This is a genomic window from Nonomuraea sp. NPDC050786, assembly GCF_040654115.1.
Lineage (GTDB): Bacteria > Actinomycetota > Actinomycetes > Streptosporangiales > Streptosporangiaceae > Nonomuraea.
This window is the reverse complement of sequence record NZ_JBFAHJ010000015.1, coordinates 166,770-181,222: the sequence shown is the minus strand read 5'-3', so window position 1 is coordinate 181,222 and position 14,453 is coordinate 166,770. Positions and strand designations below refer to the sequence as shown.

The 14,453-nt window shown below is 71.3% G+C and carries 12 protein-coding genes; 10 read left to right on the top strand and 2 right to left on the bottom strand.

Going from position 1 to position 14,453, the window contains the following annotated elements:
- Nucleotides 1–37 precede the first annotated feature (37 nt).
- Nucleotides 38–646 carry a Uma2 family endonuclease gene (locus tag AB0H84_RS26595; RefSeq protein WP_357609441.1) on the top strand — a complete coding sequence of 203 codons (609 nt, stop codon included), beginning with the start codon at nt 38–40 and terminating at the stop codon, nt 644–646.
- Here the strand turns inward: AB0H84_RS26595 and AB0H84_RS26590 are convergent.
- Nucleotides 636–1,781, bottom strand: coding sequence for an ROK family transcriptional regulator (locus AB0H84_RS26590; RefSeq protein ID WP_357609438.1), 1,146 nt, complete (start codon nt 1,779–1,781; stop codon nt 636–638). The genes AB0H84_RS26595 and AB0H84_RS26590 overlap by 11 nt on opposite strands.
- A 106-nt stretch (nt 1,782–1,887) precedes the next feature.
- Between AB0H84_RS26590 and AB0H84_RS26585 the strand changes: the two genes are divergently transcribed.
- Genes AB0H84_RS26585 through AB0H84_RS26570 form a run of 4 tightly spaced genes read left to right on the top strand, consistent with a single transcriptional unit; the run spans nt 1,888 to nt 5,192 of the window.
- The gene (locus AB0H84_RS26585) at nt 1,888–2,796 is read left to right on the top strand and encodes a glutamate ABC transporter substrate-binding protein (RefSeq protein ID WP_357609435.1); all 909 of its coding nucleotides are present in this window, start codon (nt 1,888–1,890) and stop codon (nt 2,794–2,796) included.
- Complete coding sequence (locus AB0H84_RS26580; protein ID WP_357609432.1) at nt 2,796–3,440, top strand: amino acid ABC transporter permease; 645 nt, start codon at nt 2,796–2,798, stop codon at nt 3,438–3,440. The genes AB0H84_RS26585 and AB0H84_RS26580 overlap by 1 nt, the downstream gene beginning before the upstream one ends.
- Nucleotides 3,437–4,252 carry an amino acid ABC transporter permease gene (locus AB0H84_RS26575; protein ID WP_357609430.1) on the top strand — a complete coding sequence of 272 codons (816 nt, stop codon included), beginning with the start codon at nt 3,437–3,439 and terminating at the stop codon, nt 4,250–4,252. The genes AB0H84_RS26580 and AB0H84_RS26575 overlap by 4 nt, the downstream gene beginning before the upstream one ends.
- Nucleotides 4,245–5,192 carry an asparaginase gene (locus AB0H84_RS26570; protein ID WP_357609427.1) on the top strand — a complete coding sequence of 316 codons (948 nt, stop codon included), beginning with the start codon at nt 4,245–4,247 and terminating at the stop codon, nt 5,190–5,192. The genes AB0H84_RS26575 and AB0H84_RS26570 overlap by 8 nt, the downstream gene beginning before the upstream one ends.
- Before the next feature lie 76 nt (nt 5,193–5,268).
- On the opposite strand, the gene AB0H84_RS26565 is transcribed toward AB0H84_RS26570, so the two are convergent.
- Nucleotides 5,269–6,747, bottom strand: coding sequence for an LCP family protein (locus AB0H84_RS26565; RefSeq protein ID WP_357609424.1), 1,479 nt, complete (start codon nt 6,745–6,747; stop codon nt 5,269–5,271).
- A 313-nt stretch (nt 6,748–7,060) separates the two neighbouring features.
- Between AB0H84_RS26565 and AB0H84_RS26560 the strand changes: the two genes are divergently transcribed.
- The 5 genes from AB0H84_RS26560 (at nt 7,061) to AB0H84_RS26540 (ending at nt 14,453) form a co-directional block, all read left to right on the top strand.
- Nucleotides 7,061–7,987, top strand: a complete 927-nt coding sequence (locus tag AB0H84_RS26560; protein ID WP_357609422.1) for an alpha/beta hydrolase — start codon at nt 7,061–7,063, stop codon at nt 7,985–7,987.
- Nucleotides 7,988–8,044: 57 nt separating this feature from the next.
- A complete protein-coding gene (locus AB0H84_RS26555) occupies nt 8,045–10,675 on the top strand; it encodes a BTAD domain-containing putative transcriptional regulator (RefSeq protein ID WP_357609419.1) in 2,631 nt (876 codons plus the stop codon).
- A 129-nt stretch (nt 10,676–10,804) separates the two neighbouring features.
- Nucleotides 10,805–11,311: a hypothetical protein gene (locus AB0H84_RS26550; RefSeq protein WP_357609416.1), complete on the top strand. Its 507-nt coding sequence runs from the start codon at nt 10,805–10,807 to the stop codon at nt 11,309–11,311.
- A gap of 66 nt (nt 11,312–11,377) precedes the next feature.
- On the top strand, nt 11,378–12,448 hold the full coding sequence (locus AB0H84_RS26545; protein ID WP_357609413.1) for a hypothetical protein: 1,071 nt from the start codon (nt 11,378–11,380) through the stop codon (nt 12,446–12,448).
- 22 nt (nt 12,449–12,470) lie between these two features.
- Nucleotides 12,471–14,453: a protein kinase gene (locus AB0H84_RS26540; protein ID WP_357609410.1), complete on the top strand. Its 1,983-nt coding sequence runs from the start codon at nt 12,471–12,473 to the stop codon at nt 14,451–14,453.

The following is a 14,453-nucleotide window of genomic DNA, read 5'->3' as shown; positions in this document are numbered from 1 at the left end:
CTTAGAGTGTCCGTTCGAACACGAAGGGAAAGATTCCATGGTCGCCATGATGGAAGAGAAGCACCAGACGGAATCGACCTACGCGAAGCTCACGCGTACAGGGATGACCGCTCGTGAGCTGTTCGATGCCCTACCCCCCATCCCGGATCTCCGGGTTGAGGTCATCGAAGGGAAGATGCTTGTGAGTCCTATGGGCAGTCCAGAGCACGCCTGGATGGCCGTAGAGCTGGATCACGTCCTATGGCCCTTCTATCGAGAGCGAGGATGGCGGGGAGCCCCCGGCGGCCTGAACATCTGCATCGAAGGTCCCCGAGATTCTTGCGCGCCCGACTTCGTCCTCGTGCCGCCTGATTGCCCTCGGTGGGGCGTGGGAGAGTTGCTATCGTCCGGGGTGGTAATGGCTGCCGAGGTCGTCTCTTCCGGCAGCGTCTACGCAGACCGCGTGGAGAAGCGACGAACCTACGCTTTGGGCAGGGTGCCCGTCTACCTGCTGATCGATCCGATCGCCGACGAGCCGAGCGTGACCGTGTTCAGCGAGATCAAAGATGGCGCCTATCAGCTGATGACCACCGTGACCATCGGATCACCGATCAGACTGCCTGCCCCCGTCGACTTCGAGCTGGACACCTCGATCTTCAAGATGTGACCTTCAGGGCGGCCTCCAGCAGGAGGGTGCCCGCGCCCAGTAGCGCCGCGTCCCGCCCCGCCCGCGCCGGGGCGATCTCCAGGTCCCTCGTCGCCAGCGGCAGGCAGCGTTCCCAGACCGCCGCCCGGATCGACGTGATCAGCGGTTCCGCCGCCGACAGGCTCCCGCCCACCGCCACCACGTCCGGGTTGAAGAAGTTCACCAGGACGGTGAGGACCTCGCCGATGCGGCGGCCGGCGGTGCGGACCAGGCTGGTGGCCTCCGGGACGGCGTCGTCGACCAGGGTGACGATGTCCGCCGTGCGGGTCACCTCGATGCCGGACTCCTGCAGGGCCGCCATCAGCGCGGCGCCGCTCGCGTACGCCTCCAGGCAGTCCGGATGGCCGCAGGCGCACACGATCGAGGAGTCCGAGCGGACCCGCACGTGGCTGATGTCGCCGGCCGCCCCCCGGCCCCGGTGCAGCCGGCCGTTGACGATGACGCCGCAGCCGATGCCCGTGCCGGCCTTGACGACCATGAGGTTCTCGCTGCCGGGCCACCATCTCGCCTCGCCCGCCGCCATCAGGTTGGCGTCGTTCTCCACGAGGACCGGCAGGTCGTAGCGGGCGGCCAGGTGGTCGGCCACCGGGAAGCCGTTCCAGCCCGGCATGCGGGACGGGGTCACCACGCGCTGGCCGGCCGGGTCCACCGGGCCCGGGATGCCGGTGCCCACCCCCCTGAGCGGGACGGAAGGGGGTACGTGGGCGGCCAGCAGCTCGTCGAACGCGTCCGCGATGCGGTCCAGGGTGGCCTGCGGGCCGTCGGCTATCTCGCAGCCGCGCTCCTCGATCACGAGCGGCGCGCCACTGAGGTCCAGGAGGCCGAGCCGTACGTGGTGGGCGCCCAGATCGGCGACGGCCAGGACGCCGGCGCCGGGGGAGAGGCGCAGGCGGCGGGGGCGGCGGCCGCCCCGCGAGGTGCCCGAACCCTCCTCGGCGAGCAGGCCCGCGTCGATGAGCTCCTCCACGCGCAGCGACACGCTGGACGCGGCCAGGCCGGATAAGCGGGCGAGTTCGGCGCGTGACTCGGCCTTGCCGGTGGCGACGAGTCGCAGCAGGTCGCCCTGTGCCCCCTGCACGGGCAGCCGCTGATTCATGTGAGATACCTACCATGTCCAGACTTACGACGACAACGTATTGACTTGCTACGAAATCTCCCACTACGGTCCGGCTTATCTTCGAAATCGAAGGAAGTGACCGTTCATGAAGAGGCTTGTCGCCGTCGCCGCCATCTCGCTCTTAGGGCTGGCGGCCTGTGGTGAGTCGAGTAGCCCCGCCGTGCCGGGGGAGTCGTCCCAGAAGGGCGGCGACGTGCTGGCCAAGGCGCCCGTCGCGGCGGCGGCCGACATCCTGCCCGGCTCCACCATGGAGAAGATCAAGCAGCGCGGCGAGCTCCTCGTGGGCGGCTCGCTGGACGCGCCCCTGCTCTCCCAGCAGAACCCCGTCACCGGCCAGGTCGAGGGGTTCGACGCGGACATGGGCAAGGCGCTGGCCAAGTACATCCTGGGCGAGCCCAAGGTGAAGATCGTCAACTCGGCGTCGGAGACCCGCGAGGCGCTGCTGGCCAACGGCACCGTGGACGTGGTGTTCCAGACGTACACGATCACGGAGGAACGGGCCAAGCAGGTCGCGTTCGCCGGCCCGTACTACACCTCGGGGCTCACCATCGCCGTGAAGAAGGGCACCTCGGGCATCACCAAGCCGGAGGACCTGAACGGCAAGAAGGTCCTGGCGGGCGCGAACACCCCGGCCATCCCGGCGATCAAGAAGATGGCGCCGCAGGCGGAGATCATCACGTTCGGCAGCGACCCCGAGTGCATCCAGGCGCTCAAGCAGGATCGGGGCGTGGCCTACGTGCAGGACGAGACGCTGCTGATCGCGGACGCCCAGAAGGACCCGTCGATCCAGATCGTCACCAAGCCGTTCACCGTGGACCCGTACGGCATCGGGCTCAAGCACGGTGACGACCAGTTCAAGAAGTTCGTCAACGACTGGCTGAAGAAGACCCAGGATGCCGGGGTCTGGCAGGAGATCTGGAAGAAGTCCATCGGCACCGTCGTGACCGGCGAGCCTCCCCAGCCGCCGCAGATCGGCTCCGTGCCGGGGTCCTGATGTCCGTGCTCCTCGATCACCTGCCCGAGCTGTGGCAGGGGCTGATCGTGACGTTCCAGCTCACCGCCGCGTCGTTCGCCGGCGCGGCGGTGCTGGGAGTGGTCGTGTGCGCCCTGCGCGTCAGCCCGGTACGGGTGCTGCGCGCCATCGGCACGGCGTACGTGGAGGCGTTCCAGAACCTGCCGCTCCTGGTGCTGCTCGTCCTGTCCTTCTTCGGCCTGCCGGAGATCGGCATCAAGGCCGAGCCGCTGGTCACGGCCATCGTGGTCATCGCCGTGTACGAGGCCGCGTACGTTGGTGAGGCCCTGCGCTCCGGCGTGAACTCGGTGGGCAAGGGCCAGGGCGAGGCGGCGCGGGCCATCGGGCTGACGTTCAGCCAGTCGCTGCGGCACGTCATCCTGCCGCAGGCGCTGCGCACGGTCGTCCAGCCGCTCGGCAACATCTTCATCGCGACCGCCATGAACACCGCGCTCGCCGCCGCCGTGGGCGTCGTCGACCTGACGGCCGCCGCCAACCGGGTGAACCTCGTCGAGGCGCAGCCCATCCCGATCTTCGTGGGGGCAGGTGTGGCGTACGCGCTGATCGCCGCGGCGGCGGGGTTCGTCACCGGCAGGCTCGAACGCAGGCTGGTGGTCCTCCGATGAGCGTCCTCTTCGACGAGCCCGGCCCCAAGGCGCGCCGGCGCATCCGTGTCGCGACCGTGCTGGGCACGCTGGCCGCCGTCGCGCTCGCCGTGCTGGCGGTGCGGCAGTTCGCGGCGAACGGGCAGCTCGACGCCGCCCGCTGGCAGCCGTACGCGACCTGGCCCATGTGGCGATATCTCCTGACAGGTCTGTGGTCCACGTTCCTGGCGGCGGTCGTCTCGGCGGCGCTGTCCATGGCGTTCGGCCTGCTCCTGGCCCTCGGACGGCTCTCCGACCGGCGCTGGCTGCGCCTCCCGTCGGCCGTGTACGTGGAGGTCGTCAGAGTCATTCCGGCGCTGCTGCTGGTGTACGTGGTGCTGTTCGCACTGCCGCGCTACGGCCTGGACCTGCCGCTGTTCTGGAAGCTGTGCGTGCCCCTGACGGCGTCGAACGCCGCCGCGTTCGCCGAGATCTTCCGCGCCGGCATCAACTCCGTCGAACGCGGCCAGACCGAGGCGGGCCTGGCCATCGGGCTCACCCGGCTCCAGACGATGCGCCTCATCGTGCTGCCGCAGGCGGCCCGCCGCGTGCTGCCGTCGATCGTCAGCCAGTCCGTCGGCCTGCTCAAGGACACCTCGCTGGGCTTCGTCGTCAGCTACGGCGAGCTGCTCTACAGCGGCAAGGTCCTGGCCGCCTACAACGGACTGCTCATCCAGACGTACCTCGTCGTCGCGCTGGTCTACCTGGTGGTCAACGCGTCGCTGTCCAAGCTGGCCCGCACGCTGGAGTCCCGCCAGTCAGTCTCACTGAGAAGGAGAGCCGCACGTGCCTGACTACGCCGTGCTAGCCGAGGTCGTCCGCTCCGGCTTCGTCGAGAGCGTCCACTACGGCAGCGCCGTCGGCCTGGACCCGTCCGGGCGCGCCGAGGTGGCACTGGGGAAGGTGGAGGCGCCGGTGCTGCCGCGCTCGTCCGCCAAGCCGTTCCAGGCCCTGGCCTGCCTCACCGCGGGCGCGGCACTGGCCGGGCCGCGGCTGGCCATCGCCGCGGGCAGCCACACGGGCGAGGACTTCCACGTGCGGCTGGTACGCGAGATCCTCGAGGACTACGGCCTGGACTTCGGCGCGCTGGCCTGCCCGCCGTCGTGGCCGGAGGACACCTCCACCATGTACGGGCTCGTCAGGCAGGGTGCGGAGCCCTCCCGCGAGCGCATGAACTGCTCCGGCAAGCACGCCGCCATGCTCGCCGCCGCCGTGGCCAACGACTGGGACGTGGCCGCGTACCTGTCGGCGGATCATCCCCTGCAGCTCCGGGTGCGTTCGGTCACCGAGGAGCTGGCGGGGGAGAAGGCCGCGCACGTGGCGGTGGACGGCTGCGGCGCGCCCCTGTTCGGCCTGTCACTGACCGGCCTGGCACGGGCCGTGCAGTCCCTGGTCCTGGCCGCGCCGGGCACCGCGCCACGCCAGGTGGCCGACGCGATGCGCGCGCACCCCGAGTACGTGGGCGGGAGCGGCCACCAGAACACCGAGCTGATGCGGGCCCTCCCGGGCGCCCTGGCCAAGGGCGGCGCCGAGGGGGTGCTGGCGGTGGCCCTGGACTCGGGCCACTCGGTGGCGGTGAAGATCATCGACGGCAGCCCCCGCGCCACCACGGCCATCGCCCTGGCGGTGCTGCGGCGCATGGGCTGCGACGTCACCTCGGCCGCCGCCTTCGAGCGGGTGGACGTGCTGGGCGGCGGCGTCCCGGTGGGCCGGATCGTCGCGAAGACGGAGTGAGGCCGGGCCGCGCCCGTCAGAGCGGGCCGGGTCGCCCGTCAGAGCGGCCCGCCGCAGCCTCCCGTAAGGCCGCTCGTCACAGCGGCCCGCCGCAGCCTTCGGTGAGGCCCTTGGCCGGGCTCTGGCTGGTCTTCTTGGCGGTCGCCGACTTCTTCGGCGACGGCGACAGCGACGGCGATGGCGAGGCCGAAGCCGACGGCGAGGGGGCGGCGGAGGCGGCGACCGCGGAGCCGGCGTGGGCCGAGTCACGGAGCGCCTTGCCCGCGATGTCGCGGATCTTCTCCCAGTCGGGATAGCCGGTGCTGATCAGCGGCGGCACGAACTGCACGCTCGTCACCTTCGCGTTCTTGACCTTCAGCGCCAGCGGCACCAGGTTCTTGAGCATCGACCGCGGGATGTCGGTCCTGATCAGCTCCTTGGTGGCCAGCGCGATCCGGTTGAACCTGGACAGCACCGTCGCCGGATCCGCCTGGTCGAGCAGCGCGCCGAGCACGCAGCGCTGGCGGCGCATCCGGGTGTAGTCGTCGCTGTACGTGCGCGAGCGGGCGTACCACATGGCGTCGGCGCCCTTGAGCTTGCGCGTGCCGGCCTTGACCAGGCCCTCGTTGTACTTGCCGAACACCACGTCCTGCTCGACCGTGATCCGGATGCCGCCGATGGCGTCGATGAGCCGGGCGAACCCCCACATGTTGACCAGGGCGTACCAGTCGACCTTGACCCCGAGGGTGTAGCCGATGGTGTCCATCAGCACCTTGGGGCCCTGGTGCTGCCTGCCGCCGAAGAGCTCCGGGTGCGCGTCGGCGTACTCCCAGACGCTGTTGAGCAGGTCGCTGCGCCCGCCCCCCGGGTCGGCCGGGAGCCGGAAGCCGCCGGGGAACTGCTGCGCCATCGGGGTGCCGGGGCGGAAGCGCACGTTCTCCAGGTTGCGCGGCAGGCTGAACAGCACGGTGTTGCCGGTCCGCACGTCGACGCTGGCCAGGTTCATGCTGTCGGTACGCACGCCGATCCGGTTGTCGTCGGCGTCGCCGCCGAGCAGCAGGATGTTGACCCGCTCCCGCCCCGCCCACGGGTCCTCCGGCTTCTCCCCGGCGGCCGCGGCGGAGGACGGCGCGTCGGACGGCGTCTCCTGGAAGATGTCGTTGAGCGTCTGCCGCGAGGTCCACACGGCCTGCGCGGTCCAGCCGAACGGGAGCACCATCACGACGGCGAGCAGCCCCGCCAGCGTGCCGCTGAGGATCTGCCCGGACTGCGGCAGCCGCCCGGGGCGCAGAACGACGAACGAGTGCACGATCAGGGCGAACCACGCCATCCCCAGCACGGCGGCACCCACCATGATCGCCGTCAGCCAGGAGTTCTCGGTCAGCGAGCCGATCAGGTTGTCGGTCGTCAGGCCGAGCGCGAGCAGTGCCAGCAGTCCGACGATGTGGCAGGAGAGCAGCACCAGCCCGGTCTTGCGCCAACCGGCACGCAGATGGGCGGCCCCGGGCGCCAGTGCCGCCAGCACCAGCCAGCCGAGGACCGCTCCGGCACTCGCCGGTTCCTTTGCCTGCCGCACGCCTTCCCCGTTTCCCCGAACCCCACGCAAAATCCCGAACCCCATGGAGGTGCCTACCGTAGGCCTCAATTGAGGCGGCAGCCTACGCACCGAATACGAAATATGTCTTTATCGGAGCATGAACATCAGTAGCCAAACAGACAGCATTGAGGTCGTGCGAGGTCGCCGACGGGATCGCCATCGTCACATTCAATCGCCACGAGCGGCTCGACGCCCTCACCTTTACGATGCGCGGGCGATCAACGGCCGAAAGTGAGCAATGGTGTGCCGCCCGATGTCCCGTCATGGCCGGACAATCTCTAGGGTGTCTAACATGTACGAGATCACCGTGCTGAACATGCCGGACGACTTCGAGGGCGAGGTCGTCGCGACGCTGGTCGCCAGGACGGCCGGATCCCGCAGGGCGGTGCTCTACCTGCACGGGTTCACCGACTACTTCTTCCAGGACCACCTGGCCGACCACTACGTCCAGCGCGGCATCGACTTCTACGCGCTCGACCTGCGCAAGTACGGCCGCTCGTTACTGCCGCACCAGACCAGGGGCCTGATCAGGAGCGTCACCGACTACTTCCCCGAGATCGACGAGGCCGTCCGCCTCATCCGGCAGGAGCACGACGAGCTGACGATCAACGCCCACTCCACCGGCGGTCTCGTCGCCTCCCTGTGGGCGGACCGGGTCCGCGGCCGGGGCCTGGTGGACGGGCTGGTGCTCAACAGCCCGTTCTTCGACCTGAACGTGCCCGCCCCGCTCCGCCTGGCCGCCGACCTGCTCAAGACGCCGCTGTCGTACACGAAGCGGGCGCTCCCGCTGGGCATCAGCACGGCTTACGGGCAGACGCTGCACCGCAGCGAGGGCGGCGAGTGGGACTACGACCTGACGCTCAAGCCCCTGGAGGGCTTCTCGGTGCACGCCATGTGGCTGGCCGCCATCCGCAGGGCGCAGCGGCGGCTGCACGCGGGGCTCGCGGTGGACGTGCCCGTGCTCGTGCTCGCCTCCACCAACGGGCTGCGCGTACGCGACTTCGTACCGGAGGCCCGCTCGGCCGACATCGTGCTCGATCCGCGGCAGATCGCCCGCTGGGCCACCTCGGTGGGCCCGCACGTCACCTGCGTGCGCATCCCGGACGGCGTACACGATCTCGTGCTGTCGGCGGAGCCGGTGCGCAAGCAGGTCTTCGCCGAGCTGGACCGCTGGATGAACGCGTACCTCGGTCCGCGTTCGGCGGACCAGGACAGGTAGCGGAGTCTGCATCGTTGCGCATATGAGGCACTGCCAAGCCGTACCCAGGGATTTGTCATGGAATTTCGGATTATGGGGGCATTGTCGGTACGTGACGGCGCCGAGGATCGCACCCCCATCGCTCCGAAGCACCGTGACCTGCTGGCGATGTTCGTGCTCAACGCCCGCCGCCCGCTCACCGTCGAGCGGCTGCGACAGCTGCTGTGGCCACTGGAGGAGGGCGACCGGTCAGACTCGCTGATCCGCGGCTACATCGGCCGGCTCCGGCAGCTGATCGGCAAGGACGTCATCACCACCGTATCCGGCACGTACACGCTGGCCGTCCACGACGATCAGCTCGACGTCGGTCGCTTCCGCCGGCTCATACAGGAGGGGCTGTCCGGGCATGACAGCGGGAAGCTGCGGGAGGCGCTGGGCCTGTGGCGCGGGCCGGTACTGGCGGACGTGGATCCTGACGCGAGGCGCTGGGCCGAGACCGGGCGGCTGCGCGAGGAGCTCGAAGAGCTTCGCCTGCTCGCCCTGGAGCGCCGGATCGAGCTCGACCTGGACGCGGGCCGGCACCGCGAGCTGCTGTCCGAGCTGCGGGGGCTGGTCGCGCAGCACCCGCTCTGGCAGCGTTTCCGCGGCCAGTTCATGCTGGCGCTCTATCGCAGCGGGCGGCGCGTGGAGGCGCTGGCCGCGTACACGGCGCTGCGCGACGAGCTCGACGGCGGGCACGCCATCGAGCCCGACCCCGAGCTGCAGCTGCTCTATCACCGCATGCTGCACGACGACGTCATGCTCCACGTCTCCGCGGGCCCGCCGGTGCTGTTGCCGCGGGACGTCACCCACTTCACCGGCCGCGCCGACCTGCTCGACCAGGTGTTATCCGGCCTGGTCGTCGTGCACGGCCCGGCCGGGGTGGGCAAGTCGGCGCTCGCCATACGCGCCGCCTGGCGGCACAGGGAGCGCTTCCCCGACGGGATCCTGTACGCGGACCTGCGCGAGTCCACCCGGCCCGGCGCGATCCTGGAGGACTTCCTGCGCTGGCTCGGCTGCCCGGCCCAGGCGGTGCCGGCATCGGAGGGCCAGCGGCAGCGGCTGCTACGCACGTACACCGCCAACCGCCGCATGCTCGTCGTGCTGGACGACGCCGCCGACGAGTCCCAGGTACGGCCGCTGCTCACCTCATGCCCCACCGTGATCACCAGCCGGTCGGCGCTCGGCGGGCTGACCGGCGCCGTACGGCTGCCGCTGGGCGTCCTGGACGACGACGAGGCCCGTGACCTGCTCGTCAAGCTCATCGGCGAGGAACGGGCGGACGACGGCGGGGTGCGGGAGCTGGTGCGGTTCTGCGGCGGGCTGCCCATCGCGCTGCGCATCGCCGGATCCCGCCTGGCCACCAGACCAGGCTGGACCCCTGGCTACTTCGCGGGCCTGCTGGAGGACGAGCGCGGGCGGCTGGACCGCCTTCACTCGGGCGACCAGACGATCCGCAGCGTGTACGCGGCGGGCTACGAGGGCCTGCCCACGCCGGCGCGCCGCATGGTGCGGCTGCTGGGCGCGCTGTCGGCCCCCGACGTCGCCGACTGGGCCGCCCAGGTCTTCGGTGACCAGGCCGACGTGCTCGTGGACGCCGGCCTGCTGGAGGCGCACACCGTGGATGCGGCAGGCCAGGTCCGCCACCGCATGCACGACCTGACTCGGCTCTACGCCCGCGAGCGGCTGGTGGAGGAGGAGGGCGTGCATGCGGTACGGGACGCGCTCGCGCGGCTCCAGGCCGTCGTGATCGCCCGGGTGCAGGCGTCCCGGTTCCCACTGGTCTCCGGTGAGCCGACCATGCGCACCTTCGTGACCAGGGACATCAAGGAGTCGGTCGAGTGGCTCGTCGCCGAGCGCGGGTTCCTCGCCGCCCTGGTCGGCGACCTGTACGGGGCCGGGCTCGACGAGGGCGCGTGGCGGCTCGCGCATCTGCTGGGCCCGTTCCTGGAACGACGGCGCTTCCTGGACGACTGGCGGTCGGTCGCCGAGACCGGCCTCGCGGCGGCGCGGCGCACGGGTGACGCTCGCGCCGAGGCCCTGCTCCTGCGCGACCAGGGCGACCTGTGCCGGGCCGAGGGCCGGTGGGCGGAGGCGCTGGATCTGCTCACCCGGGCGCTCGGGACGTTCACGAGCCTCGGTACGTTCAGCGGCAAGGAGGCCGCGCAGGTCCGGCGCAGGATCGGCCAGGCGTACCTGGAACAGGGCCGTCTGGACGAGGCAGAACGCCAGCTGACCTCCTCTCTGCATGTCTTCAGCGGCGGGAGGGCCCGCGCCGAGGCGCAGCAGGCGCTTGGCGCGGTGCTGCGGCGGGCCGACCGCCCCGACGAGGCGGCCGACCGGCTCGCCGCCGCCGCGGGCTTCTTCGACGCTGTGGGCGACCGGCACCGGCACGCCGACACCCTGCTGGAGCTGGCCGCGGCACGGCTGGCGCAACGGCGGGTGCCCGACGCCAGGGACTGCGCGCAGCGGGCCAGGTCCATCGCCGTACGGCTCGGCGACCGGCTGCTGGACGCGCACGCGCTGCTGGCGCTGGCCCGGGTCAACCGGGCTGAGGGCGACCGCGACGCGGCGCGCAAGCTGGCCGAGGACGCGTTCAAGATCTTCGACGGCATCGCCGACGAACCCGGCAGGGCGACCGCGCTGGACCTACTCGCCGCCCTGATGTGACGCCCTGGTGTGATGCCCTGGTGTGACGGCCTGCTCTGACGGCTCAACACCGCCTCAACACGGCCTCAACAACACCCGCACTAGCTTCCTCTCATCAGTCCAATGGACCCATGAGAGAGGAAGATCACGATGGCGTTCATCACCTTCCGCACCTCGATCGCCGCCCTCGCTGTCGCCGGGGCCGCAACAACCGGTCTCGCCGCCCTGCCTGCCGTCGCGGCTGCTTCGGAGGCGACCTCGGCGTCCGCGATGGCCACCGCCTCCGGCTCCTGCAGCAAGGGCGGCGCGTACATCAACTTCGCCGCGCACTACCACAACAGCAGCCGGTACCACGTCTTCACCAAGTTCTCCTGGACGATCGCCGGCAGCGGTGTGCGCAACAAGAACAACGTCGAGTTCCGGGTGAAGCACGACAACCGCCTCGGCCATGACCCGATCTACTGGACCTGGAAGTCCCCGGACAACATCCGCAAGGGGTACTCCGAGGTCAACTCCGGCACGAGCAACGGCGGGAACCCGGTCCCGAGGAGCGGCATCAGGGTGCCGAAGAACAAGGCGGCGTACGTGGAGTTCAAGGCCGTCTTCGACAAGAGGGGCACCGACCCGCGCTGCGCCGGTCACACGCGCAACGTCTGAGCCCGTTCGCTGAGGCAGGGGCCGTGTCCTCCAGGGCGCGGCCCCGGCCGGTCGAGGGAGGTTCTCATGAGTCGTCGTCGGGTGGCGCTCGCCGGTCTCATGGTCGCGGCGATTCTCGCCGGTGGCTGTGCCGCCGTGGAGCCGGCCCGTCCGTCCGCTCAGCCGTCGCCTGCCCCGTACGGGACCGACCCGGTGATCGTCGCGGTCTCGTCCGATGGTGTGGTGGTGGCGGATCCCGGCAGCGGATCGTACCGGGGCTACTCCTCGCGCGGGGAGCTGCGCTGGACGGACCGGGAAGCGTACCGCCAGGACGCGGAGGCCGTCTGCGCGGCGCGCTGCCCTGACGCCGTGCTGTCCGCGCCCGCGGGCGACGTGCCGACCTGGCAGCGGCCGATGGGGCGCGCCGCGCTGGTGGGCGGTGCGGGGAAGCGGGTGCTCAGCGTACGGGGGCCGTCGGACGCCGTGCTGGCCGAAAGCGCGCCGGGGAAGCGCGGTTGGCTCACCCTGCTCAGGAACGGCGTGAAACGAACGCGGGTCCCGATCTCCAGCGTGGCGGGGCTCCTCTGGGTGGAGGACCCGGCGCGGTCGGCCGCCCTCATCGCGTACGACGACCCGGACGTCGCGGGGGCCGACATCCGCTGGTTCCGGCGCGACCGGCACGGCTGGCGGCCGACTGGACGCACGGCGCCCGCGGCGGGCGTGTGGGGGGCCTGCCTATCGGACGGCGGCGACCTGACCGTGCTCACCGGCCCCAGCGCAGGGATGGTGGTGAACGGCCGCACAGTGCCGCTCCGGACCGACCTGAGGGTCGCCGCCGAGTGCGCGGCGGGCCGGGACAGCGCGGTCGTGCTGGACCGCTGGGTGGACGAGCGGGGCGTGCGGCACACGGCCGTCCGGGGTGTCGGTGTGGACGGGCGTCAGATCTGGGCCAGGGAGTTCGCCACTGAGGTGACGGTCGCCGCCGATCCGGACGGTCGCCGGTTCGCGCTGGTTCACGATGGGACGGCGGAGATCGTCGATGCGCGGGGACGTACGACATCACGGTTCGGCGGGGTGGTGGCCGCCGCGTTCGTGAGGAAGGGCGAGCTCGTCACCTTGGACGCAGGAGCACGGCCTGGACGTCTCACACTTGAATGAGTGGATCAGTACCGTATGGAGCATGGTTGCCCCTCTTGCCGCTGAGGATCCTCCGCGTCTGGGTGAGTTCGAGCTGCTGGGCCGGCTCGGTGAGGGCGGCCAGGGGATCGTCTACCTGGCCCGCGATCCAGTGGGGCAGCGGGTGGCGGTGAAGGTGCTGATCAGGGCCGATGCCGAGGCCCGCGCCCGGCTGGCGCGCGAGCTGGCCGCGGTGGAGAGCGTGGCGCCCTTCTGCACCGCCCGCGTGCTCACGGCCGTGCCGGACGCGCCGCGGCCGTACGTGGTGAGCGAGTTCGTGGACGGGCCGACGCTGGCGGAACGGGTGCACGAGCACGGCCCCCTGCACGGCGGCGAGCTGGAACGGCTGGCCGTCGGCACCACGACGGCCCTGGCCGCCATCCACGCGGCCGGCGTCGTGCACCGCGACTTCAAACCGAGCAACGTGCTGCTCGGCCCGGACGGTCCCCGGGTCGTCGACTTCGGCATCGCCCGCCCGGACGGTGTCACGACCATGACCAGCGGACTCATCGGCACCCCTGCCTACCTCGCGCCCGAACAGCTGAGCGGCGCCCCCGCCTCACCTGCCTCGGACGTCTTCGCCTGGGCGGGCACCATGGTCTTCGCCGCCACCGGCACCTCACCGTTCGCCGCCGCGGGCATCGCGGACGTGCTGAACCGCATCGTCACCCATGAACCGGATCTGTCAGCGGTCCCGCCGCCGTTGCGCGACTCGATCGCCGCCGCCTTGGAGAAGGACCCTTCGCACCGGCCGGCGGCGGGCGAGCTGCTGTCCCGCCTGATCGACCCGGTCTCCGGTGGCCGCGGCCGGTCGATCGTGGAGCTCACCAGCCTGGGCAGCCGCCTCGCCGCCGAACCGGCCGACGATCGGGGAACGTCGGACGCGGCCGGCGGCCGGGATCCTGCCGGGGCGGCCGGTCGTGGGGACACGGCGGGACCGGCCGGTCGTGGGGACACGGCGGGACCGGCCGGTCGTGGGGACACGGCGGGACCGGCCGGGGAGCCGACGGCCCCGCCCTCCTCACGGGCCCCGGTGCTCATCGGGTGGACCGCTGGGCGGGGCCGCCGCGCCGCACTCGCCGTGGCGGCGGCGCTGGTCGCGGTCGTGGTGGGGGCGGTCGCCTGGTTGCGGCCGTTCGGCGGGACGGGGTCCCAGGCGTCTTCAGGCACCGGTGAGCCGGGCTCCTCGGCCGCCTCACGTCCCGGCACTTCCCCCGGCACCTCCGCCGAGCCCCCATCGGCCGCACCATCGGCCGCACCATCGGCCGCACCGTCGGGCTCACGGGAGGTCTCGTCCAGCGGGCCGGCGAGTCCGGGCGCGTCGGCGGTCCCGAGCGGGGGCCTGCGGGTGTCCGACACGTTCGGGCGCACGGTCAGCACCGGATTCGGTATGACGGACGACGGGGAGCGTCACTGGTCGGTCGGCGTTCCGGCGAGCGGCTACTCGGTGGACGGCGACAAGGGCCGGATCACGACGCCCTCCGGGGTCGCCTCCAGCGCGTACCTGGACGGGGTGAAGGCGACCAGCACCGACCTCAGCTTCACTTTCGCCGCCGACAAGCCCCCCATCGGCGGCGGGATCTACGTGTCCGCCGTGGGACGCAGGATCCCGACAGTGGGGGGTTACCGGGCGCACGTGAGCCTGCGGCCCAACGGCAAGGTCCTGTTCCAGCTGATCCGCTTCGAGGCGGGCCGCAGTGAGATCGACCTCGCACAGCCACTGCGGGTCCCCGGGCTGACAGCGGGCGCGGGCATCCCGATGCGGGTACGCGTCCAGGTGGCCGGCACGTCGCCGACCACGATCCGCGGCAAGGTCTGGGCCACCGGCGCGGCCGAGCCGGACTGGCTGCTCTCCGTCACGGACGCGACCTCCGTACTCCAGGTCCCGGGCGGGACCGGCGTCATGACCTACTTGTCCCGTTGGGCCACCGACGCCCCCGTCACGGTGACCGTGGACGACCTCGCCCTGACCGCAACACCGGGGTGA

Bases quoted from the DNA above. Each gene is read 5' to 3' on its own strand.
- AB0H84_RS26585 (WP_357609435.1), top strand. From the start codon at position 1,888: ATGAAGAGGCTTGTCGCCGTCGCCGCCATCTCGCTCTTAGGGCTGGCG.
- AB0H84_RS26545 (WP_357609413.1), top strand. From the start codon at position 11,378: ATGAGTCGTCGTCGGGTGGCGCTCGCCGGTCTCATGGTCGCGGCGATT.
- AB0H84_RS26595 (WP_357609441.1), top strand. From the start codon at position 38: ATGGTCGCCATGATGGAAGAGAAGCACCAGACGGAATCGACCTACGCG.
- AB0H84_RS26555 (WP_357609419.1), top strand. From the start codon at position 8,045: ATGGAATTTCGGATTATGGGGGCATTGTCGGTACGTGACGGCGCCGAG.
- AB0H84_RS26575 (WP_357609430.1), top strand. From the start codon at position 3,437: ATGAGCGTCCTCTTCGACGAGCCCGGCCCCAAGGCGCGCCGGCGCATC.
- AB0H84_RS26560 (WP_357609422.1), top strand. From the start codon at position 7,061: ATGTACGAGATCACCGTGCTGAACATGCCGGACGACTTCGAGGGCGAG.
- AB0H84_RS26590 (WP_357609438.1), bottom strand. From the start codon at position 1,781: ATGAATCAGCGGCTGCCCGTGCAGGGGGCACAGGGCGACCTGCTGCGA.
- AB0H84_RS26580 (WP_357609432.1), top strand. From the start codon at position 2,796: ATGTCCGTGCTCCTCGATCACCTGCCCGAGCTGTGGCAGGGGCTGATC.
- AB0H84_RS26540 (WP_357609410.1), top strand. From the start codon at position 12,471: ATGGTTGCCCCTCTTGCCGCTGAGGATCCTCCGCGTCTGGGTGAGTTC.
- AB0H84_RS26550 (WP_357609416.1), top strand. From the start codon at position 10,805: ATGGCGTTCATCACCTTCCGCACCTCGATCGCCGCCCTCGCTGTCGCC.